This is a genomic window from Corynebacterium sp. zg254, assembly GCF_024701495.1.
GTDB classification, from domain to species: domain Bacteria; phylum Actinomycetota; class Actinomycetes; order Mycobacteriales; family Mycobacteriaceae; genus Corynebacterium; species Corynebacterium zhongnanshanii.
Map to the genome: position 1 here is coordinate 83,165 of NZ_WIAR01000001.1, position 20,452 is coordinate 103,616.

Below are 20,452 nucleotides of genomic sequence, written 5' to 3' on the forward strand. Positions count from 1 at the left end.
GGTCCGCCTCGGAGGGTTTTTAGCCCCGCGTGATCACTCTATTGACGGTTCGCTTCGTCTCCCGCTTCCCCATGAATTCCCGCAGGAAGTACTCCCGAACTACGGAGTTAGCCTTCAGCGATGAGCCAGCGTTAGCCGATGATTGAGACCCCGATCCGCGACCCATACCAGCCCCAGCAAAGCCACCGAACCCAGATGTAGCACGGGAAGAACCTCCATTGCCTCCCATGGACAGTGCAGAGCGATTAGCAGGCCCGCCCGCGCCGGGCGACATCATGGCAGATGTGCCACCCCGAACACCAGCGCCTGCGCCAGCCTGTCCACCGGCGCCTGTGTAGGCACCTTGGCCGTTCATCATTCCAGCGCTCTGCCCGTTCATCATGTTGGTCGCCGAGTACGGAAGCTGAGGAAGGCGCGGTGACCCAAACCTCTGCCCTGGCTGGGCAAACTGATTGTGTGGCGCGCCCCCGAACCCTGGCGTTGGCGCCATACCCGTGGACGGTGTGGGCGCTGGCTTTCCAGATACTGCTCCCTTCATAGTGTTGGACGATGGTTGCTTATGAGCTGCTCCCTCTTGGTGCATGCGCACTCCAAGCTGGGAGTTGGCATGTCCCACGGGTGCCATTGCATGTGTGAGGTTGTGAGTGCTCGCAGCGTGAGTCGATACGGCATGTCCCTGTCCTGAAGCGTGGAGACCTCCTCCGTGGGCGCCGAGTCCCATCGCGGGAGTGGGCGTTCCTGCGTGAGCGCCAGCTCCAGCGGCGGAAACCGTCCCGGACGGATTCACGTGTGCTGCTGCAGCAGGTACCTGGACTGGGGCGTTGGAGGGAGCGGTAGCTGCTTGCGCCGCGTTCGCATTTCCATGCCCCGCGGCTTGAGCGGCGTCCGCTGCTCGGCTAGCAAATGCCTGAGAGCCGTCGGATGCGGTGGCCTGCGAGAGATTGCCTCCGATGTGATGGATACCAACTGGGCCGCTGGCAGTGCCCGATGCGTAGGCAGACAGGGAACCCCCTCCTGTGTGCCCGGCTACCGGAACTCCAAGATTGACAACAGGCGGTTTCACGAGCTCGAGTGAGGGCTGCAGCGTGGAGGTGACGTAGGTCGCTACGGCAGCTTGTTCGGCAGCGATCCGTTCTGCTTGCTCGGGAATTGCCGCAGTGGAGGCTTGAATTGCCTGTAGTGCAGAGAGGTTAGTTGCTCGAACCACAGGGAACTGCCGTACCGACTGCTCCATGATCCGGGTGTTCGCAACCACGATCTCTCCCATGGACGTGATGTCCTGGATGGCACTGCGTGCAGCATCGAAGGACAACCCCTTCAAGTTGAGCCCAATAGATGTGGAGGCATTGTGAAGGTCCTGTAGCGCTGTCTCCAACTGGTTTCCTACTGAACGCCATTGCTCTGCAACCATCAACGGTGCAGCGTCATCCGAGGTGAACATCGCGATGAGGGCTTGGAGCGGCATAGTTGCCTCTGCTACTCCTGGTGGCGTTGTGTAGGCGAGATTGTGAATCGGTTCGAGATTTCGTTGTGGAATTACTTTGGACAGTCCCATGTTGAGGAATGGGTCTGATCCATCGTAGATCCGGTTCAGGACGAATGCGGAGCCAGCCTCTTGCTCGGCGAACACCTCGGTGTGGACCTTAAACACAGATCGGAGCCATCGTGCATCCAAGAATAGTTTCTCTACGACATTAAAGAGCGCGCCTGCTTGGCCAAATAATGTAGACACGTGCTGGGCAAAGGCTGCGTTGAGCGTCGGAGATTGCGTGAATTTTCCTGTTGCAATTGAGCAACGTTGGGCGATTTCCATTTCGCTGGCGGCTGTGCTGATTCTTTCGAGTATGGATTGTATGTCCGCATGATTGAATTCGAGCATCATTCTGGTTCTCCTTCGGTGTACATGTGTAGTGTTCCTCCTTGAATATTTTTAAAGATCTGACGAATCTTGAGCGCTTTCTGACACTGATCCTCGCGGCGGGAAATGCCCATGTCGCCTATTGCAAAATACTCAAACATGTCTGGTGCTACGTAGCCAGTGGTGACGCAGCAAAGTTGCTCGAAAACTGGGTTTAGATTATATAATCCTTCCCCTAGTTTCTGGTACGCTGCTTCCGAAATATCGCCTGCTTGGTAGTTCCTCGAAATGATGTAGGTAGCAACGTCCTCTGGATACTCCCACAGACTGCATGTCAGTAATAGTGGTGTTTTCTCCCAAAGATGTGGAGTGGGCTTGATTCCGATTTCTCCGAGCCGTTTCACAAATTGTGGGTCGCATAGGTCTGGTTTTCCTTTAAAGACCTCTGTTAGATCCTCTCCCTCTAGTGTTCGCAGCGTTAGCGGTTTGCCGATGAATCGCTGCGATCTATAGACCAGTTTGTCCAGCGGATCCGTGGGTTCCGCGTCAAACCAGATGTCCCCTTCAGTATCTTTCTGTGGCGTCGATTCGCGAGCAGCGTTGCTGCGCGCATCCCCGTCTCGTTGAGAGACGGGGCTGACGCTGTGCCCGACTGAGTGAGAGTTGGACGAAGTGTCCGCGCTGCACCCAGTCACCAGGAGTGCCATCGAGATGATGATGGCTACTCCTGTGACCACGTGCTTTCCCCAAAGCGTTGTGGTCATGGCATCCTCCTTTTAATGAGCTCAGTTCAGCTGGCTCTCAACGCATTGACCGTTGTGAGTCGCGGTGCTGATCCTTCCTAGTACGGAACGCGTATCAGCGTGGCTGAACTCGAGCATCATTCCGGTTCCCCTTCAGTATCCATGTGTAGTGATCCCCCTTCAGTATCCATGTGTAGTGATCCCCCTTCAGTATCCATCTTTAGTGATCCCCCTTCAGTATTCTTGAAAATAGTCATAGCTGAAGATGCAGACCTGTGGTGTGTTGAACCGAAGTTGTGAAGCAGGCTCGATTCCGATGGCCTCGAGCCGCTCCACAACTTGCGGGTCACACAGATCTGTTCTTCTGTAAGTACCTCCTTAATCTCATCCCCCAACAGTGGCTGCAGCGCCAGCGGCTTGCCGGTGGAGCGCTGCGATTTATACACCGGTGTGTCCCACGGATCCGTAGGATCCGCGGACCACCAGTGTTCCCCTTCAGTATCGCGCTGAGGCGTCGATGCTCGAGCAGCGAGGCTGCGCGTGCCCCCGTCTTGTTGAGAGACGAGGCCGACGCCTTGCCGGGCTGGGTGCGGGGTGGACTTAGCATCCTCCCCACACCCAGCCACCAGGAGCGCCATCGGTGTGGTGATGGCAACTCCTGTGACCACGTGCTTTCCCCAAAGCGGTGTGGTCATGGCAACCCCCTTCAGCGTGCTGAATCTAACCTAGATATCAGCGGTGTGAGCTGGGGCTGAACGGGTGCTCAGCCCCAGTTTTACCTCACGGAAGGTATCTTAAATCAAACTACATACGGAAGGGAATACCTTTGGCAAAAAATTTTCCTATTTTTTCTTGCCTTGCCAACGGGGGTTCAATAGGTTCTCAGGAGAGAGCACGTCATCCAGGGTTTTTTCGTCAAGAAGTTCTTTTTCCAGCACCAATTCACGGACTGACTTGCCAGTTGCCGCGGCCTCCTTACCGATCAGATCACCGTTGTGGTGGCCGATCAGGGGGTTCAAATAAGTGATAATTCCAATAGAATTCTCGACGAACTCGCGGCAGACGTCCTCGTTGGCGGTGATGCCCACCACGCACAGCGTCCGCAGCGTGGTGCACGCGCGAGCCAGGAAGCGCACCGACTCAAAGGCGCACTGCGCAATGACAGGCTCCATCACATTCAGCTGAAGCTGCCCTGCCTCCGCCGCCATAGATACGGTCACATCATTACCGAACACCTTGAAGGCGATCTGGTTCACAACCTCCGGGATCACCGGGTTGACCTTGGCGGGCATGATGGAGGATCCTGCTTGCCGCGGAGGCAGATTAATCTCGTTGAGCCCGGCACGCGGACCGGAGGACAACAAGCGCAGGTCATTCGAGATCTTCGACAGCTTCATCGCCACCCGCTTCATTGCCGCATGTGCGTTGACATACGCACCTGTATCGCTGGTCGCCTCGATCAGGTCGGATGCGGGAACAATCTCCAGTTTGGTGACCTCACTGAGGTGTTTGATCACAGCATCCTGATATCCGGGAGGCGTATTCACCCCGGTTCCGATCGCGGTGCCGGACATGTTGACCTCACGCAACTGTGCCTGAGCTCGCTGGAGCTGCAGCTTTTCCTCCGAGAGGTTGTTTGCGAATGCCTTGAACTCATCCCCCAAGGACATGGGAACTGCATCTTGGAGCTGCGTGCGTCCCATTTTCAGAATGTGTTTGAATTCGCGCCCCTTGGCCTCGAAAGCACGCCGCAATCCCTCTAGATGCATAATCAGTTGGTCGATCGCGAAATGCAGTCCCAGCCGGAATCCGGTGGGATAGGCGTCGTTCGTGGACTGGGACATATTGACATCATCGTTGGGGTGAATCACGTCATAGGATCCCTTGGGTTCGCCAATATATTCCAGCGCCAGGTTGGCAATCACCTCATTGGTATTCATGTTGACGGACGTTCCCGCGCCACCCTGGAAAACATCAATGGGGAATTGATCCATGGCACGGTGGTTCTCCAGCACCTGGTCGCAGGCCCACACAATGGCATTTTTCTTGTCATCAGACAGCGCCCCCACCTCGTTATTGGCTAGCGCAGTCGCCTTTTTCACCATGACCATTCCACGGATGAATTCGGGAAGTTGGTTGATGGTGGTTCGGGAAATCTGGAAATTATCGACAGCGCGGAGGGTATGCACGCCGTAGTAGGCGTCGACGGGAATATCCAATTCCCCCAGCAGGTCCTCTTCGGTGCGGAAATTGTTGGATGAGCGGGCTTCCAGAGAGTGCGTCTCCGCGGACGTGACGATGTCTGTGGAGGAGACCAGCGGGGTGTTGCGCCGCACGCTGGAATCTTGATCTTGGCCCTTGCCTGCTTTCTCGCCGGGGTGAGCTCGGTATGTGGGTGAGGTGCCTACCTCGTAGTCTTCGGCCATTGCGGGGATCCTAACTTTCGTTGTGTTGGCTAGTATCCCCACCCTAACAGCGTTAGAGTTTTTGCTCAGCCAAAATTTCGCCAGACGGCTCGTGTGAGCCGGAGATGGGCTCTTCCGTGACCATTACGCTCATCGTATCTGCTGGTAGAGGCATCCAGACGTCGCTGTGCGGCTCTTGCGCGATCACGCCGGCGGATCGTGCTCGGCCGTGTTCGTCGATGGACCATACTTGTGCGCCCATACCTTTATCGACCGCGGAGAAGCCGTTGACCATCGCGCCGCCCTTGCCCATCGAGTGGGACACCACCACGTCCAGATTCGCCCCGTCGGCGTTGATCGACGTGGATCGCACGTCATGCGCCGCCATGATCGAATCCATGACGTCGTGCGCCGCGTCGCCTTGAATGACCTCACCCGCTGCTTCGTGCTGGGTTGTGTTGGTCGCCGTATCCTGAGGGCTCCAGATCGTTGTCCCTCCCACGATGAGCAATACCGACGCCGCCGCGGCACCCACCGCCCATCGAGCCCCACGGAACGCCCTCCTGCTGTCAAGGTCGACGACCGTCCGATCGTCACCAGCAGACTCGCTATCCTGCGCTGTGAGGTCGTGTGCTGCGGAGTCTTCCTCGCCTGCAGCGTGCGCTTCCGGATCCTGACGATCAGGAAGCGCGTCGAAGAGGGATGCCTTCAACTCAGCGGATGGCTCCACGGGCGTCACGGAATAACCGATGAGCTCCTCCAACTCCGGATCCCAGTTGCGGAGCGACCGCGGGGACGGATAATCAGAATCATTGCGAGAAGCGTTCATCGCGTTCCTCCTTCCTGAGCATCGCTGCGAAGTGCTGCCTTCAGTTTCTTCAGCCCATCCCTGATACGTGTTTTTGCAGTTCCCACTGCCACTCCAGTGGTCTCGGCGACTTCCCTACTGCTCAATCCACCAAAGTATGCCAGGCGGACGGCGGTGGAATGGGGCTCCCCAATAGCGATAATGGCATGCGACAGACGGTCGTGCTCGACCGCCGTGAGTGCTTGATCTTCCACCGAGCTGTACGCGCGAGCGCTATCTAGCCGGTACTCGCGATCATCGCGTTGCTGGCTCGCCTGCCAGGAACGCAAGCGATCAATGGATCGCAGGCGCGCCAAGCGAAACGCCCAACTGGACGCGGAGCCCTGGCGTGCATCGAACTGGGACGCATTGTTCCACAGTTCAATGAACACCTCTTGGGTCACTTCTTCCGCGATAGCCCGGTCACGCAGCACATGGACGCACAGGCCCAAGATTCGCGGCGCGAGGGCGTCGTAGAACAAGGAAAAGGCATGCTTATCCCCACGTTGAACGCGCACCAGAAGATCCTCCAGGGAGGGCATCTGCTCCGTGCGAGTAGGTGGGGATAAGGACATAGATTCAGATAATAGCGCTACTGTGGCTATTTCTGTTCCATCTTGTCGGCCTGTTCACCCATTTTCTCGGTCATCTCGCCCATCTTGTCGGACATCTTGTCGGTCATGGCAGGCTCGTCGGACTTCTCGGACATCATGTTGTCCTTGTCCTTCATGGCCTCCTCGGACTTGTCAGACATCTTGTCGCTCATCTCGCTCATCATCGGAGTTTCGGAGCTGTCGGACATCTTGTCGCTTTCGCTCATCATTGGAGCTTCGGAGCTGGTGCTGGACTCCATCTTGGAGTCATCCTTGCTGTCGTTGCAGGCTGCCAGGCCCAAACCAACGGTTGCCATGACAGCAACGGCCAGAACGCGAACTCCAGTGCGGTGGACAGAATTGTTCATTGTGTAGTCCTTTCGGTAGGCGCCTCACGTGGAGGCATTGTGTGAGACAAAGCTCGCGAGGGGTGTGCTCCCTCCGGAGGCTTCATGAGTCCATACGGAGCCCAGGGGTGGGGTGGATTGAACTTTTTTAATTTTTCTTTACGGGGGTGGGTGAAACCTGCCCCCGCTCCGGTGCTGCTCAGCCCTTCTCCGCTACCCCCACAATCCCTACGCCGTAGCGCTCCGTAGTGCTTGATGACAGTGCCTGTGACTAACACGCCAGCGCCCGGTGCGCTGAATGCTACGCGAAACAATCCATGCGCGCTCACTGAAGCACTGAACAAGAAATGGAGAAACACTACTGTGATCTGGGAATATATTCTCATTGGGGTTATCGGCGGACTGGTGACGGGCGTATCTCCGTGCATCCTGCCGGTGCTCCCCGTTGTTCTGGCCGTCTCGGCGGATCAGCGGCGTAAGCCCGTGTTGGTGGCCACGGGCATTGCGTTAAGCTTCGCTCTCACCACGTTGGTGGGAACTATCATCCTCCACGCGCTGGGGCTGCCGACGGCCACGTTGCGCTGGGCTGGCGTGATTCTGCTGGTGCTTGTGGGGTTGGGTATGTTTATCCCGCGCGTGGGCGAGCTGCTGGAGCGCCCCTTTACCTACCTTCCGCATTCCAAGAAACTCGACGCCCTCACTCGCCGTTCCGGGTCCGGCTTCGGCGTGGGCTTGGCTCTAGGTTTGGTGTACGCTCCCTGTGCTGGGCCTGTGCTGGCCGCGATCACCGTCGCAGGTGCTACTGGTGACATTGGGTGGCAAACCATCGCCCTGACCGTCAGCTTTGCTGCGGGTGCATGTACCCCACTGTTCTTCCTGGCGACGGCCGGTTCCGCGCTCAGCCAACGCGCCCAGATTGTGCGGAAGCACCGCACGCGCATCAGCCAGGCGGCGGGCGCGCTGGTGATGGTTCTGGCTCTGGCAATCGCTTTGGATGCACCCGCCGCGTTGCAGCGTTCGCTGCCGGACTGGACGGCCACGGCGCAGGAGAAGTTCAACTCCAACGAATCCACCCAATCCGCACTGCGTCATGCCACGGGTGCGGGCGGACACGGCGCCCTGGAGGACTGCCGGATGACCGCAGCTCATATTGCTCAAGACTGCGGCGAGGTGCCAGAGCTGAAAGGCCTGACGAACTGGATCAATACGGATCACCCGATCGATCCCCGGACCAACAAGACCGTCACCCTGATCGACTTCTGGGCCTTTGCCTGCATCAACTGCCAGCGCGCCAACGAACACGTCACGAAGCTCTACGACCGCTACAAGGACGCGGGCCTTGAGGTGGTCGGTGTGCACGCCCCGGAATATGCCTTCGAGCACGATGCCCAGAATGTTGCTCGCGCTGTGCAGGAGCAAGGCATCCACTACCCTGTGGCTCAGGACAACGACTTCCGCACGTGGAAGCAGTTTAATAATAAGTACTGGCCGGCGCACTACCTGGTCGATGCGCAGGGCAAGGTCCGGCAGATCCACGAGGGCGAAGGTGCCTATGGAGAGACCGAACAGTTGGTGCGCGATCTGCTGACGCAGGCCAACCCCGGTGTGAAGCTTCCTGATCCCGTGGAGGATATTCACGGCGGAAACAAAGGAAATGCCCTGGTCCAGGGCCGCAATCCAGAGACCTACATTGGTGTGGAACGCGCACAGTTCTTCGATACGGCGCTGAACCCTGAGCAGGAGTACAGCCTCGGTCAGCACGACTTCGCCGCCGGTGTAAGTGCACAGGATGCGGTACAGCGCGTTGCTACTCAGCGCTATGCCCTGGGTGGGACATGGACCCTGGATGGTGAAAAGGCTACCGCTGGCAAGGATGCCTGGGTGGTGCTCAACTACCGCGCCTCCACCGTGCAGCTGGTGTACTCCCAGGCACCGCAGCCTGGCAAGATTCAGGTCAATGACACGGCGATGAAGCTCAGCTCCCGCGATGGGACGATCAATGTGATTGATACGAAAAGCCCGGAGGCCGGACGAGTGGTGCTGAAGGTGCCCGAGGGCATGAGCATCCACTCCTTCACCTTCGGATAAGCCGCGGCACGGCCGAGTGGCTGAGGCTAGATGCGAGCGATACGAATATCCGAGGCCAAGATGGCCTTCGCCCCCATGGCGGACAGCCTGTCCATTAAGTGGTTGGCTTCCTTGCGAGGAACCATCGCTCGCACAGCCACCCAGTTTGCATTCGCCAACGGGGACACCGTCGGGGCGGACAAACCAGGAGTGATCTGGGATGCTTCCTCCAGCTTGTCCGCCGGAATGTTGTAATCCAACATCAGGTACGTGCGCGCGTGCAGGATGCCCTCGATGCGCTTGATCAGAACATTCATCTCGTCCGTGACCGGGGCATCCTTGCGGCCCACAATAACAGCCTCGGAGGTGCACAGCGCCTCACCGAAAGGCTCCAGACCCTGCTTGCGCAACGTCCGGCCGGTGGACACCACATCGGCGATAGCGTCCGCCACACCTAAGCGGATAGAAATTTCCACCGCGCCGTCCAAACGCACCACTGTGGCGTCGATCCCACGGGCATTCAGATCCTTGCGCACCAAATTCGGATAGCTGGTGGCGATACGGCGTCCCTGCAGCTTCTCGATCGACCAGTCCTCGCCCGCCGGCGCAGCATAACGGAACGTGGAGGCGCCGAAGCCCAACGGCAGCAGCTCGTCGACCTCCTCGCGCGTATCCGCCGCCAAGTCACGGCCGGTGATGCCGATGTCCAAGTGACCCGAGGCGATGTAGATTGCAATGTCCTTCGGGCGGAGGAAATAAAACTCCACGCCGTTGGCGTCATCGGTGATGGTGAGCGACTTAGAATCGCCGCGGGTGACGTACCCGGCTTCCTTCAAAATCTCTGTAGCAGTTTCGGACAGTGAACCCTTATTCGGGACGGCAACGCGCAACATCTACTGTGGTTTCCTTAAAAACTTTGATGGGGATTACAGATATTTGTAAATATCCTCAGGGGTGAGCCCACGGCCCACCATGACAACCTGCAACCAGTAAATCAGCTGGGAGATCTCCTCGGACAACTCCTCATCGGACTGGTACTCCGCGGCCAACCAGACCTCGCCGGCCTCCTCGACGATTTTCTTGCCCTGGAAATGGACACCGTTATCCAAGGCTTGAACAGTGCCGGACCCTTCAGGTCGCTCCTGTGCCTTCTTGGCCAGCTCTGCAAACAGAGACTCGAATGTCTTTTGCTCGGAATTTTTCGCGGAATCACTCACGGTCATCTATTCTGCCACGCTCACGATGAGGATGCGCCGATGCCTCCCGCTTTGGGGGCGAGTGGCTCGATGCGCGCAAACATATCCTCCAGATCCGCGATGCTCATTCCAGCCAGCGTGTTTTGTCCCGCCAACTCGGAGACCGTGGGAACACCGTCCGGAATTGCCACGTCATCCTCCGTGGGTACACCCAGCACACGGCACCCGGCCGCGAGGCCCGCCTGCATTCCCGCGGTGGAATCCTCGAGCACAAGGCAATCGCCAGGATCCACGCCCAAGGCCTTTGCCGCCGTGAGATATAGATCTGGCGCGGGCTTGCCGGCATCCACCTCATCGGCACAGACGGTGAAGTGGAAATGGTCCTCGTTGATGGTGTTCAGCGCCAGCGCCGTGAGGGATCGCGTGGTGTTAGTGGCCAGCGCCATGGGGATGTTCCGCTGGTTCGCTTCGGCGAGGAGCTCCGGGATATTCGGCCGGAACTCCAGCTCCTTGGATAGAAGTTCGCCGACTCGGTCGAACATCCACTGCGCCCAGTCCGCCTCCTCCTCGGGCGTGAGCGTGAGGTCGTTGAACGTGGCACACAGGCGCACCGTGTTCTCCGTGGTTCCCCCCACTGTCTGTGCGCGGACATCCTCAGTGATGCGGGCACCCATCTTCTCGGACATCTCGTACGTTGCGATCCCCCACAACGGCTCCGAGTCCACCAGCGTTCCGTCCATATCCCACACAATTGCCTTCATAATGTGTCCGATTTTAGGGGAATCGCAGACAATGCGCCCAACGGCTTCTAAGGTGAGGAGTGTCACATGTATGTAGAAGATCAAAACAACACCACTACAACACCAACCCCGTGCGAAAGGTAGCGAACGTGTCACAACCCAAGAATGCTGAGCAGGCCTATTTCGTGGCTCAAGAGAGTTCCCTCAACAACAGTCCTCATGCAGCCACCTCAGGCGCAGCCGCCCCAGACGCAGCCAATCAAGCCGAACAGGTCCTCACCGCCACGTTTCTGCCCACCGTTCACACCGAGAGCCCGTGGGGCGGCGGCGGTTTCCAACACGGCTCTCCCCCAGCCGCGCTGGTGGCCGTGAACCTTGAGGCGGCGGCGAAGCAGTTCGGCCTGGACATGGTGCACGGCCGCTTCTCCCGCATGACCGTGGAGCTTCTGGGCCCGGTTCCCCTCTCCGAGCTGACGTGCACCTCTCGCCTGCTACGTGGAGGCAAGCGCATCAGCTATATAGAAACGGTGATTACCGATGCCGACGGTCGGGAGTTTATCCGTGGAACAGGCTGGTGGATTAAGTCGGACTCCACGGTAGATCTGGTGCGCCACGTCGCCGAGGATATTCCCGGGCCCGAACATGGAGTGCGCGCGGAGCAGTTCACGGAGTTCTGGCGCTCGGGCTACATTGACTCCATCGACGTGGTGCAGATCGACCGCCCTGAGCAGGCAATTAAGCATCACTGGGACTTTGACAGCCCGATCCACCACGTCTACTGGTCGCGCAGTAATTTACCGGTTGTGCTCGGCGAAGAGGATAGCCCGTGGGTGCGGCTGATGAAAACGGTCGATATTTCCAACGGGCTGAACCAGATTCTGGATCCGCGCGAGTGGACGTGGATGAATGTGGACATGACGGTGTACCTGCACGCCGTGCCGGATGGCGAGTGGGTGGGCCATGTTTCCGAGGCCAACTATGGTCCCGATGGCGTGGGCACCACCGTCACCAGAATCTACGACGAGCGGGGACCTGTGGGAACCGTGAATCAGGGGTTGCTGCTGGCTCGTGTGCGTGAGCCGCGCGGCTAGTCTTCGCACACCGCTCGCACGTGTCCGCCCACCACCGAGGATTGCGCGCCGCTGTCCTCGGCGAGCACCTCGACGATCTGCACCAGCTCGTCGATTTCCTCCACGTCCAGCACCGCGCCGAGGTGCTGATCCGACAGCTGCTTCAACTGCTCAACGTGGGGCTGGATCTGTCCAATCATTTTTTTCGACGCCGGCGTGGGCTCCTGCCGCACCTCGTCCTGCTCTAGGGTGCTGTGGGGAACGCGGACCGTGATCGCGTCAGAGGCAGCAATCGCGTGAGTAGACGATACCGCGTTCTCGGCGGCAGTGCCGTTCGTGTTGCGCGCGGCGTCGATCATATGGGACAGGATCGACTGCGCCTGGTCGACCACGGTTTCTGGGTACGGTGATTCCCAGAAGGTCTTATCCTCGGGGCGCAGGTAGCTTCCGGTGGACAGCGCTCGAAGGTTGGAGATGAACTCGGTGGCGAGGCCTTCGGCGCTGCGTTGGTCTGGGGTGTTCGTGGACATGCGCTCCTCCGGCACTAGAGGCTGAGCCCCAGCAGGGCATTCAGTCCGGTGCGCACGGAGGTGGCAAGCTCCGCAGCCTGCTCAGCTGGCTCCGCTTGCTTAGTCTGCGGTGTGCGGTCACCGTGCTGGCCTGCGTCCTGAAGGCACAACTCAGCCCACTGATCGATCCGGTCCAAAGCGGCGGGGGTATTCAGATCGTCGGACAGGCACGCACGGACATCGGCAATGAGCGACCGCGAATCAGCCAGAGCCTGCTCGCTCACACCAGCCCCGCGCACGGCATTCACAGCGCCACGCCAACGAGCCAGGCGCTCTTCCGCAGCGGCCAAGATGGCGTCGGACCAATCACGATTATCACGATAGTGACCGGCAAACACCCCCAAGCGGATCGCGGACGGTTCGTGTCCCGCTTCGGTGAGCTTGTGGACAAAGACCAGGTTGCCGAGCGACTTGGACATCTTGGTGCCATCCAACGCGATCATGCCGGTGTGGACGTAGTGTCCCGCCATGCGCTCCTCGCCGGTGGCAGCCTCTGCATGGGCGGCGGAGAACTCGTGGTGTGGGAAACGGAGGTCGTTGCCGCCGCCCTGGATGGCAAAAGGCGTGCCCAGGCGCCGGGTGGCAATGGCGGAACACTCCACGTGCCAGCCCGGACGGCCCGCGCCAAAGGGAGCGTCCCACTGCGGCTCGCCCTCTCGGTGGGCCCGCCACAATAACGCATCCAGAGGATCCTTCTTCCCAGGGCGGTCTGGATCGCCGCCGCGCTCAGCGAAGAACTGCTCCATCGTGGCCTGGTCATAGCGGGACTCGTAGCCAAACTGCTGCGTGAAGTGACGGTCGGCGTAAATGTCCGGGTATTCATCCTCAGTGAGCTGGTAGGCGGCGCCGGCATCAAGGAGCTTCTGAGTCATCTCTACCACTTCATCGATGGACTCCATAGCGCCCACATAGTCTCGCGGCGGGATGACCTGCAGCGCTTCCATATCGGAACGGAACAGGTTGATCTGGTCGGTACCCAAGTCGCGCCAGTCCACACCGTCGCGCTCGGCGCGTTCAAAGAGAGGATCGTCCACATCGGTGATGTTCTGGACGTAATGAACGGAGTGACCTGCGGTGGTTAGGTATCGGTGGACCAGATCGAAGGCCAGATAGGTGGCAGCATGTCCCAAGTGGGTGGAATCGTAGGGCGTTATACCGCACACGTACATGCCCACCTCCCCGGAGTCCCCTCCCGAGACATCGACCGGTTTGACCGCGTCATCTGCAGTGTCATACAAACGCAGTTCTGGGGCTGGGTCGGGAAGTACAGGGACATCAGGAATAGGCCACGAATGCATGTGTCACATTCTACGGCAGCAACTTGTTGATGGGACAACTACAGGGGCTGGAGTACACCAAACGCCAGCAGTCCCATCACCAACAGACCCACGGGGATGCGCCAGACGGCAAACCACGCAAAGCTGTGATTAGCCACGAACTTCAGCAGCCATGCAATGGAGGCATACCCCACCACAAAAGCGATCGCGGTGCCTACCAGCAATTGCGCTCCGCTCGCGGACTGGCCGCCGGATGCGGGGCTGAAGGCGTCGGGCAAGGAGAAAATACCGGACGCCAACACGGCAGGAATTGCCAGAAGGAAGGAAAAACGCGTGGCAACCTCACGGTTGAGGCCCAAGAACAGACCCGCGGACACCGTGCCGCCGGAACGGGACACACCCGGGATCAGCGCCAGGCACTGGGCAAGACCCATCCACACAGCATCCTTCATGGTTAGCTGCTCGAAGGATCGCTTATGCGTTCCGATCTTTTCGGCCAGCATAAAGACAAAGGAAAACAGAATCAGCATCGCCGCGGTGATCCACAAATTGCGCAAGGAATCGCGGATCAAGTCCTTACCCAAGTAGCCCAGCAGGCCAATAGGAATAGTGCCGACAATCACCATCCAGCCCATCCGATAATCAAAGCCTCTCTTCGAGGAATCGGTGAGGCCCATCAGCCACCCCTTGGCGATGGTGTAAATGTCTTTCGCGAAGTACACGAGCACGGCGGCCTCGGTGCCCAATTGGATCACTGCGGTGAACGACGCACCGGCGTCCGCTCCCCAGAAGAGCTCGGAGACGATGCGCAGATGCCCCGACGAGCTCACAGGCAGGAACTCGGTCAGCCCCTGCACAATGGCAAGGACAATCGTCTGTGCCCACGAAAGTTCTGTTGTCATGAACACAGACCATACACCTAAAGACCCAACGCGGTAGCGCAGTGAAAGGCTGGTAGCCTTAATAAGGTGAAAAACCTGCTGCACACACCCACGCTGCGAAAGACCGCAACCCGTATGTCGGTGGCCGTTTTGGCAGTAGCTGGCCTGGGCTTAAGCTCCTGTGGTTCCAGCCTGCCGGGCCTGCCGGACGGAGATACTCAGGATCAGGGGGCGCCGAGTGTTGCCGATCTGCCGATGAAGGCGACGGATTCTCCGCAGGCTCAACCGGACGACGTTGCAGGTTCCGTTGCCCGGGGTGTGTTTGCAGACGCCGATGTGAAGGACGGCAACACCGCGAACTTCCGGTCGGCGGCGTTTGGACCTCTCGGTGACAACGCTCACGAGAGTTCCCAGAGCATCGGCGTGCTGGCTGGATCCTCCCTGCTGATCGCCTCCCCTGGCGACGCGAAGGCCCGCTCCGTATCCGTCCCCGATGACTGCACGGACATCGCCACCTCTGGCGCTGGTGTGGCCCTGGCCTGTGGCTCGAGCCTCATCGAGTACACGGCAGAGGGAAAGGAAGCGCGGAAGGTCGACACGAAGGGGACTGTGCGAAGCGGCACATTCACCGCGGACGGCCTGGGCGCCTACAGCACCAGCGATAGCGACAAGGTCTATTTCTTTGACGCCGAGGGCAAGACCGTCGGCGATGACATTGTGTCCAAGGACCTGGATCGCAGCGTCCTGGTTCAACCTCATGATGGCTCGCAACGCGTGGCCATGATCGACCGCACCCGCACCAGCATCAACGATGTCGCTCCCACAGACAAGGCTTACAACGCAGCACTGCGCATCGGCCAGGGTGTGGGCCAGGTTGCTGCCAGCGCGTCCACCGATGGCGTGGTGGTGGCCAGCGATACCCGCCAAGACCAGTTGCTCATCTACACGATGAACGACGTGGTCCGCCTGCATCAGTCCACCCCCACCGGGCATTCGCCCTTCGCGGTGGCCTGGGATAGCCAGCGGAACTTGGCTTGGGTGTCCACCACCGCAGATAACACGCTGACCGCTTATGACATCACCACGGGCGTTCCCGTCGCTGTGGCTGACATGGCGACTCTGGGCAACATCGCGGCGGTCTACCCCACCGCTGATCGCGGTCTGGTGCTGCTGTCCAAGAACGGCGATGTACAGACCATTGAGGCCTCCGCGATCGACACCGCGGTGAAGAAGAACGCCGACAAGCCATCCACCCAGTACCCCGTGAAGAAGATTGCGGGCGAATAACCGGCGGCTATGCGGAGAAGACAGCGCCGGACCAGCTGCGCCGGAGTGAACGCCCTCGGTGTGGCTGCCACCTACGAAGTGTAAGGAAAACAACACCATGGCATTGCGAGATATTCGAGGAAAAATCTACGACGTGGCAGTGAAGGATGTGATGTTTCGGGTCGCGCCTGAGCGTATCCACGGGGCGATGTCCGTTGCTCTGAAAACCTTCGCCGCCCTTCCGGCCGCACACAAGCTGCTGGACAAGACGATGGTGGTCCACGACCCAGTGCTGTCCCAGACCGTGGCGGGCATCGACTTTCCGCGCCCCTTGGGACTTGCGGCTGGTTTCGATAAAAATGCCGAGGAGGTCGACGCCTGGGGTCCCATCGGATTCGGCTTTGCAGAAGTGGGAACGGTGACCTCGGTGGCACAGCCGGGCAACCCCACCCCGCGACTGTTCCGTCTGCCGGAAGACCGTGCGTTGCTGAACCGCATGGGCTTCAACAACGACGGTGCGGAAGCAGCTGCGCGCCGCTTGGCCCGGAGGTCAACCAACATCCCCATTGGTGTGAACATGGGCAAGACGAAGCGCTGCGAGCCGGAGCAGGCTCCAGGTGATTACCGCGCATCCACCGCGTTCGTGGCCGATGTGGCGGACTACCTGGTGATTAACGTCTCCTCCCCCAACACGCCTGGTCTGCGCGACCTGCAGGCGGTGGAGTCCTTGAAGCCGATCATCGCGGCTGTTCAAGAGACCAGCGATAAACCCTTGTTCGTGAAGATTGCCCCTGATCTGTCGAACGAAGATATCGACGCCGTGACGGACCTCGCCCTGGAGACCGGCATTGCCGGGCTGATCGCCACGAACACCACGATCAGTCGCGAGGGCTTGGCCACCGACGGCACGTATGTTCGTTCGCTGGGTGCTGGCGGAGTCTCGGGCGCGCCAGTCGCTGCCCGAGCCCAGGAAGTGCTGGAACGGATCTACGCCCGCGCTGGTAGCCGCCTGATCCTCATTGGTGTGGGAGGAATCGAGACTCCTCGCCAGGCCTGGGAGCGCATCGCTGCTGGCGCTACCCTGCTGCAGGGCTACACGCCGTTCATTTATGGTGGCCCGGATTGGATCCGGGACATTCACCTCGGCTTGGTGCAGCAGGTGCGAGCCCACGGATTCAGCAACATCTCCGAAGCCGTGGGTTGCGGCCTGCCGTGGCGTGAGGTTTAGTTCTCAGCCCATCCCCACAGGATGCCGCGGGCCACAGCCTTGAACTGTAGGTTGAAGCCCAGGACTGTGGGGGTGTTGCGGTCCCCGATCTCGAGCTTCTCGCCTACGGCATGGACGGCAAAGAGGTAGCGGTGTGGGCCGTGTCCCTCTGGTGGCTGTGGGCCGTAGTAGGCGTAGGAGCGGCTATCGCCGCGCAGTGCAACGGCACCATCGGGAAGGCCGGAGAGATCCCCGGAACCTGCGCCGAGGTCCAGCGAGGTGACATCAGCAGGGATGTTAAAGACAGCCCAGTGCCAGAATCCGCTGGCGGTGGGCGCGTCTGGGTCGAAGCAAGTTACGGCATAGGACTCGGTTCCCTCTGGTCCTGGGGTCCAGGACAGCTGCGGGGAAATGTCGTTTCCACCCAGCTGATCCTCGGGGATGCGGTCACCATCGGCAAAGGTCTCGCTGGTAACGGTCAGCTGAGGAAGGTCCGCCAGTGGTGCATAAGGATCTGGCCCTGGGAAACGATCGTCAATGTAGGTTGGCTGGTGAAGGCGTTCGTTGGAAGGCATGCCCCTCATCTTAGTGAAAGTCACTACCTAAAGCCGAGGAAAATCACCTGAGAATTCCCTGAGAGTATATCTATAACGATTGTGTTGAGCTGTGCATTTGTTTTCTCAGTGCCACTGGTACTAAAGTAATCCGCGTTGCCTTCACAACTGTGAAGAGCTTCACCCAGGTCCGGGTGGCGGAATGGCAGACGCGCTAGCTTGAGGTGCTAGTGTCCTACTAATGGACGTGGGGGTTCAAGTCCCCCTCCGGACACACTTCTTTCCCTCCGTGATCAGCTTTGGGGGTTCACAGCTTATGGATCAGCAGAGGGAAAACCACACACAAGACACGGGGCGTCCTCACTTTTTCCGCAAGTATCGGAAGATTTTCCTCGCCATTGTCCTGTTGCTCGCCCTGCTGGCGGTCATGCGCTTCGCGCCACTCCCCGATCCCGAAGACATCAGAAACCGGGTCCAAGCCGCAGGGACCTGGGCCCCGGTAGTGTTCATCGTCCTCATGGTGTTTTTCACGCAATTCCCCCTGCCCCGCACCGTCTGGACCATTGCTGCCGGCCTGCTCTTCGGGGCCGTTCTGGGCAGCGTTGTGGCGCTGATTGGCCTGTCGCTGTCTGCCATGATCTCGCTGACCTTAGTCCGACGTCTCGGCCGGCGATGGGTCGAAAAGAAAACTCAGGGAGACAACCGCCTGCACCTTCTCCAGGGCATCGTGGCTGAGCGTGGATGGATCGCGGTCCTGGGTATGCGGATGGTCCCGGCCATCCCTTTTTCCATCCTCAACTACTCCTGCGGGTTGGCGATGATGCCCATGGCTGGCTTCCTCTTCTCCACGGTGGTGGGGTCGGCGCCAAACACCATTGCCACGGTGATGGCAGCGGACGCCCTGGCGTCGGGTTCCAGTCCATGGATCCTGGCCTTGAGCTTCGTGGTTGTAGTCAGTGGATTTGCCTTGTCTGCCCGAGAGCTGCTGAACTGGCGTGCCCAACTCAAACAACACGACACGTCGGTGTAACTTAAGGGGTATGTTCGCAATCCATGCATCGTACCGAGGTTGCTCTCGTCGACGGGCTGCCTATGTACGCGACATTGTTCACGCACTCTCCCAATCCGCCGCAGTCCTGTCCGTGGACGCCATCGGCGTGGAAGATTTTGTCTGCCTGTCGGACAATGCAGAACACACCGGCGGCCTGGTGCTCAGCCTGCTTCAGGCGGGAGACTTCGCCATCGGCATCGGCGTGATTGCCGGAGCCGAGTCTCAGCTCAACGAGTTCTACGACTCCGTTGAGGAGATTCACCAGCACCTCAAAGACGCGGCCCAGCGGACAATCCAACCCAGCCTCAAGGCAACGCACGTGGCCGTGCGGGTCGAGATGCCAGGTCCCGGTGCGGTGGTCGCCCCGGGATATGCCTCCGAGGTGGCCGACGACGTGGTGTCCGCCTTTACACTCCTCGCCCACGTGCTGGCCCGTCGTACCAAAGAAGGCCGCGAGGCCACTGCCCTGTTGCGATCGGGTCTGAGCCAGAGTGAGGCTGCGGCCGAAGTAGGAATATCAAAGCAGGCTATGAGCCAGCGCTTGGCCGCAGCCGGATGGCAGGCCGAGCAAGCGGGATGGAACCTCGCCATCCACATGCTCGCCCGCGTGGAGCAGCTGCAGTCCCCCTACTGACCTAAGGAGTTCGTGGGTGCAGCCTGGTCCACGGTCTTCGCGGCCTCGGCATTGGCCTGAGCCACTGCCTCGGCAATCTCCTCCGTAGCGCTGGACTGCAACCAGTGCTCCTCCTCGTCCTCCGTCGCCAGCTTCTTCGTCTCCTCGTCCACCGGAGCGGGCTCGAAACGGAACACACCATCGGAATCCGCGGAGCCCATAGAACGGGCGAACTGCTGCAGAGAATCGCCAAACTGCGTAGGAATCATCCACGTCTTGTTGGCGTCACCCTTGGCCAGCTCAGGCAGCGTCTCTAAGTACTGGTAGGCCAGAACCTCCGGCGTGATCTGCGAGGATCGGATCGCGGCGCTGACCTTCATGATCGCCTTGGCCTTACCCTGGGCCTCAATGTAGGCGGCAGCACGGGAACCCTCAGCGCGCAGGATCTCCGCCTGGCGCTCAGCCTCGGCAGCCAAGATCCGCGCGTGTTTTTCACCCTCGGCGGACAGAATCTTGGACTGCTTCTCACCCTCGGCGGTGCGGATATCGGACTCACGCTGACCCTCAGCGGTCAGAATCATGGCACGCTTCTCACGCTCCGCGCGCATCTGCAGCTCCATGGACTTCTGGATGCTCGGTGGCGGATCAATCGCCTTGAGCTCCACGCGCGCGATGCGCAGGCCCCAGTTGGTGGTTGCGGTGTCCAACTCTCCACGAAGCCGCTGGTTGATGGTCTCACGGGACGTGAGGGTATCCTCCAGCATCATTCCACCCACCACGTCACGCAACGTGGCGGTAGAGACCTGCTCCACGCCCACCAGGTAATCGTTTACGCCGTAGATGGCCGCGGCGGCGTCGTTAATTTGGAACGTCACAACGGTATCAATCGCAACGGTCAGGTTATCTTTGGTGATCACGGCCTGCGGCGGGAAACTCACCACCTGCTCGCGGATGTCCACCTTGGCGCGGATGCGGTCGATGAAGGGGACAAGGAGGGTGAGCCCTCCAGATACGGTGTGGGTGTACTTGCCGAGACGCTCGATGACCGCTGCCTCGCCCTGAGGAATCAGGGCGATGGATTTCAGCATGATCACAATAATGAGCGCGACGACGATACCCGTGACAATGAGTGATGGTGACATCTGTCTACTCTCTTTGCTGGTAGTGG

At 59.7% G+C, this 20,452-nt stretch carries 20 protein-coding genes and 1 tRNA gene; 7 read left to right on the forward strand and 14 right to left on the reverse strand.

What is annotated here, in order from left to right:
* Positions 1-19: 19 nt before the first annotated feature.
* The 6 genes from GC425_RS00395 to GC425_RS00420 all read right to left on the reverse strand — a co-directional run bounded on the left by GC425_RS00395 (position 20) and on the right by GC425_RS00420 (position 6,814).
* Positions 20-1,651: a hypothetical protein gene (locus GC425_RS00395; RefSeq protein WP_151844175.1), complete on the reverse strand. Its 1,632-nt coding sequence runs from the start codon at positions 1,649-1,651 to the stop codon at positions 20-22.
* A gap of 227 nt (positions 1,652-1,878) precedes the next feature.
* Positions 1,879-2,622, reverse strand: coding sequence for a hypothetical protein (locus GC425_RS00400; RefSeq protein WP_151844174.1), 744 nt, complete (start codon positions 2,620-2,622; stop codon positions 1,879-1,881).
* An 821-nt stretch (positions 2,623-3,443) separates the two neighbouring features.
* Positions 3,444-5,027 carry an aspartate ammonia-lyase gene (gene aspA / locus GC425_RS00405; protein WP_151841501.1) on the reverse strand — a complete coding sequence of 528 codons (1,584 nt, stop codon included), beginning with the start codon at positions 5,025-5,027 and terminating at the stop codon, positions 3,444-3,446.
* 52 nt (positions 5,028-5,079) lie between these two features.
* Positions 5,080-5,835, reverse strand: a complete 756-nt coding sequence (locus GC425_RS00410; RefSeq protein WP_151844173.1) for an anti-sigma factor — start codon at positions 5,833-5,835, stop codon at positions 5,080-5,082.
* On the reverse strand, positions 5,832-6,428 hold the full coding sequence (locus GC425_RS00415) for a sigma-70 family RNA polymerase sigma factor (RefSeq protein WP_192930379.1): 597 nt from the start codon (positions 6,426-6,428) through the stop codon (positions 5,832-5,834). The genes GC425_RS00410 and GC425_RS00415 overlap by 4 nt, the downstream gene beginning before the upstream one ends.
* 26 nt (positions 6,429-6,454) lie before the next feature.
* The gene (locus GC425_RS00420; protein ID WP_151841503.1) at positions 6,455-6,814 is read right to left on the reverse strand and encodes a hypothetical protein; all 360 of its coding nucleotides are present in this window, start codon (positions 6,812-6,814) and stop codon (positions 6,455-6,457) included.
* Positions 6,815-7,159: 345 nt separating this feature from the next.
* Between GC425_RS00420 and GC425_RS00425 the strand changes: the two genes are divergently transcribed.
* A complete protein-coding gene (locus tag GC425_RS00425; protein ID WP_192930394.1) occupies positions 7,160-8,881 on the forward strand; it encodes a cytochrome c biogenesis protein CcdA in 1,722 nt (573 codons plus the stop codon).
* Between the two features lie 26 nt (positions 8,882-8,907).
* On the opposite strand, the gene hisG is transcribed toward GC425_RS00425, so the two are convergent.
* Genes hisG through GC425_RS00440 form a run of 3 tightly spaced genes read right to left on the reverse strand, consistent with a single transcriptional unit; the run spans position 8,908 to position 10,817 of the window.
* Positions 8,908-9,753: an ATP phosphoribosyltransferase gene (gene hisG, locus GC425_RS00430; protein WP_151841505.1), complete on the reverse strand. Its 846-nt coding sequence runs from the start codon at positions 9,751-9,753 to the stop codon at positions 8,908-8,910.
* A 33-nt stretch (positions 9,754-9,786) separates the two neighbouring features.
* Positions 9,787-10,077 (reverse strand): phosphoribosyl-ATP diphosphatase, encoded by a 291-nt coding sequence (locus GC425_RS00435; RefSeq protein ID WP_225723436.1) that lies wholly within the window; start codon positions 10,075-10,077, stop codon positions 9,787-9,789.
* A gap of 20 nt (positions 10,078-10,097) precedes the next feature.
* Positions 10,098-10,817 (reverse strand): HAD family phosphatase, encoded by a 720-nt coding sequence (locus GC425_RS00440; protein WP_151844171.1) that lies wholly within the window; start codon positions 10,815-10,817, stop codon positions 10,098-10,100.
* A gap of 128 nt (positions 10,818-10,945) precedes the next feature.
* Here GC425_RS00440 and GC425_RS00445 point away from each other — a divergent pair, with 128 nt between their 5' ends.
* The gene (locus tag GC425_RS00445) at positions 10,946-11,887 is read left to right on the forward strand and encodes a thioesterase family protein (protein ID WP_231699711.1); all 942 of its coding nucleotides are present in this window, start codon (positions 10,946-10,948) and stop codon (positions 11,885-11,887) included.
* Here GC425_RS00445 and GC425_RS00450 read toward each other — a convergent pair.
* From GC425_RS00450 to GC425_RS00460, 3 genes are read right to left on the reverse strand one after another with little or no spacing between them, the layout of a single operon-like run.
* The gene (locus tag GC425_RS00450) at positions 11,884-12,396 is read right to left on the reverse strand and encodes a hypothetical protein (RefSeq protein WP_151844170.1); all 513 of its coding nucleotides are present in this window, start codon (positions 12,394-12,396) and stop codon (positions 11,884-11,886) included. The two genes, GC425_RS00445 and GC425_RS00450, sit on opposite strands and share 4 nt — an antisense overlap.
* Positions 12,397-12,410: 14 nt before the next feature.
* Entirely contained in the window at positions 12,411-13,733 is a 1,323-nt protein-coding gene (gene mshC, locus GC425_RS00455) for a cysteine--1-D-myo-inosityl 2-amino-2-deoxy-alpha-D-glucopyranoside ligase (protein ID WP_151844169.1), read from the reverse strand.
* Positions 13,734-13,771: 38 nt separating this feature from the next.
* A complete protein-coding gene (locus tag GC425_RS00460) occupies positions 13,772-14,614 on the reverse strand; it encodes an undecaprenyl-diphosphate phosphatase (RefSeq protein WP_151844168.1) in 843 nt (280 codons plus the stop codon).
* A gap of 66 nt (positions 14,615-14,680) precedes the next feature.
* Here GC425_RS00460 and GC425_RS00465 point away from each other — a divergent pair, with 66 nt between their 5' ends.
* Together GC425_RS00465 and GC425_RS00470 are read left to right on the forward strand one after the other, a co-directional pair.
* Positions 14,681-15,880, forward strand: coding sequence for a hypothetical protein (locus GC425_RS00465; RefSeq protein WP_151844167.1), 1,200 nt, complete (start codon positions 14,681-14,683; stop codon positions 15,878-15,880).
* 97 nt (positions 15,881-15,977) lie between these two features.
* Positions 15,978-17,087: a quinone-dependent dihydroorotate dehydrogenase gene (locus GC425_RS00470; protein ID WP_151844166.1), complete on the forward strand. Its 1,110-nt coding sequence runs from the start codon at positions 15,978-15,980 to the stop codon at positions 17,085-17,087.
* Here GC425_RS00470 and GC425_RS00475 read toward each other — a convergent pair.
* A complete protein-coding gene (locus tag GC425_RS00475; protein WP_151841513.1) occupies positions 17,084-17,641 on the reverse strand; it encodes a YbhB/YbcL family Raf kinase inhibitor-like protein in 558 nt (185 codons plus the stop codon). The genes GC425_RS00470 and GC425_RS00475 overlap by 4 nt on opposite strands.
* Positions 17,642-17,808: 167 nt before the next feature.
* On the opposite strand from GC425_RS00475, the gene GC425_RS00480 reads away from it, so the two are divergent.
* The 3 genes from GC425_RS00480 to GC425_RS00490 all read left to right on the forward strand — a co-directional run bounded on the left by GC425_RS00480 (position 17,809) and on the right by GC425_RS00490 (position 19,305).
* A tRNA-Leu gene (locus tag GC425_RS00480) sits at positions 17,809-17,894 on the forward strand.
* A 42-nt stretch (positions 17,895-17,936) separates the two neighbouring features.
* Positions 17,937-18,650 carry a TVP38/TMEM64 family protein gene (locus tag GC425_RS00485; protein ID WP_151844165.1) on the forward strand — a complete coding sequence of 238 codons (714 nt, stop codon included), beginning with the start codon at positions 17,937-17,939 and terminating at the stop codon, positions 18,648-18,650.
* A gap of 10 nt (positions 18,651-18,660) precedes the next feature.
* Positions 18,661-19,305, forward strand: a complete 645-nt coding sequence (locus GC425_RS00490) for a DNA-binding protein (protein ID WP_151844164.1) — start codon at positions 18,661-18,663, stop codon at positions 19,303-19,305.
* On the opposite strand, the gene GC425_RS00495 is transcribed toward GC425_RS00490, so the two are convergent.
* Complete coding sequence (locus GC425_RS00495) at positions 19,299-20,426, reverse strand: SPFH domain-containing protein (protein ID WP_151841516.1); 1,128 nt, start codon at positions 20,424-20,426, stop codon at positions 19,299-19,301. The two genes, GC425_RS00490 and GC425_RS00495, sit on opposite strands and share 7 nt — an antisense overlap.
* Positions 20,427-20,452 lie beyond the last annotated feature (26 nt).

Coding starts and splice junctions, on each gene's coding strand:
- GC425_RS00400 (WP_151844174.1), bottom strand. CDS start 2,622: ATGACCACAACGCTTTGGGGAAAGCACGTGGTCACAGGAGTAGCCATC.
- aspA (WP_151841501.1), bottom strand. CDS start 5,027: ATGGCCGAAGACTACGAGGTAGGCACCTCACCCACATACCGAGCTCAC.
- GC425_RS00410 (WP_151844173.1), bottom strand. CDS start 5,835: ATGAACGCTTCTCGCAATGATTCTGATTATCCGTCCCCGCGGTCGCTC.
- GC425_RS00415 (WP_192930379.1), bottom strand. CDS start 6,428: ATGTCCTTATCCCCACCTACTCGCACGGAGCAGATGCCCTCCCTGGAG.
- GC425_RS00420 (WP_151841503.1), bottom strand. CDS start 6,814: ATGAACAATTCTGTCCACCGCACTGGAGTTCGCGTTCTGGCCGTTGCT.
- hisG (WP_151841505.1), bottom strand. CDS start 9,753: ATGTTGCGCGTTGCCGTCCCGAATAAGGGTTCACTGTCCGAAACTGCT.
- GC425_RS00440 (WP_151844171.1), bottom strand. CDS start 10,817: ATGAAGGCAATTGTGTGGGATATGGACGGAACGCTGGTGGACTCGGAG.
- GC425_RS00450 (WP_151844170.1), bottom strand. CDS start 12,396: ATGTCCACGAACACCCCAGACCAACGCAGCGCCGAAGGCCTCGCCACC.
- mshC (WP_151844169.1), bottom strand. CDS start 13,733: ATGCATTCGTGGCCTATTCCTGATGTCCCTGTACTTCCCGACCCAGCC.
- GC425_RS00460 (WP_151844168.1), bottom strand. CDS start 14,614: ATGACAACAGAACTTTCGTGGGCACAGACGATTGTCCTTGCCATTGTG.
- GC425_RS00470 (WP_151844166.1), top strand. CDS start 15,978: ATGGCATTGCGAGATATTCGAGGAAAAATCTACGACGTGGCAGTGAAG.
- GC425_RS00475 (WP_151841513.1), bottom strand. CDS start 17,641: ATGCCTTCCAACGAACGCCTTCACCAGCCAACCTACATTGACGATCGT.
- GC425_RS00485 (WP_151844165.1), top strand. CDS start 17,937: ATGGATCAGCAGAGGGAAAACCACACACAAGACACGGGGCGTCCTCAC.
- GC425_RS00490 (WP_151844164.1), top strand. CDS start 18,661: ATGTTCGCAATCCATGCATCGTACCGAGGTTGCTCTCGTCGACGGGCT.
- GC425_RS00495 (WP_151841516.1), bottom strand. CDS start 20,426: ATGTCACCATCACTCATTGTCACGGGTATCGTCGTCGCGCTCATTATT.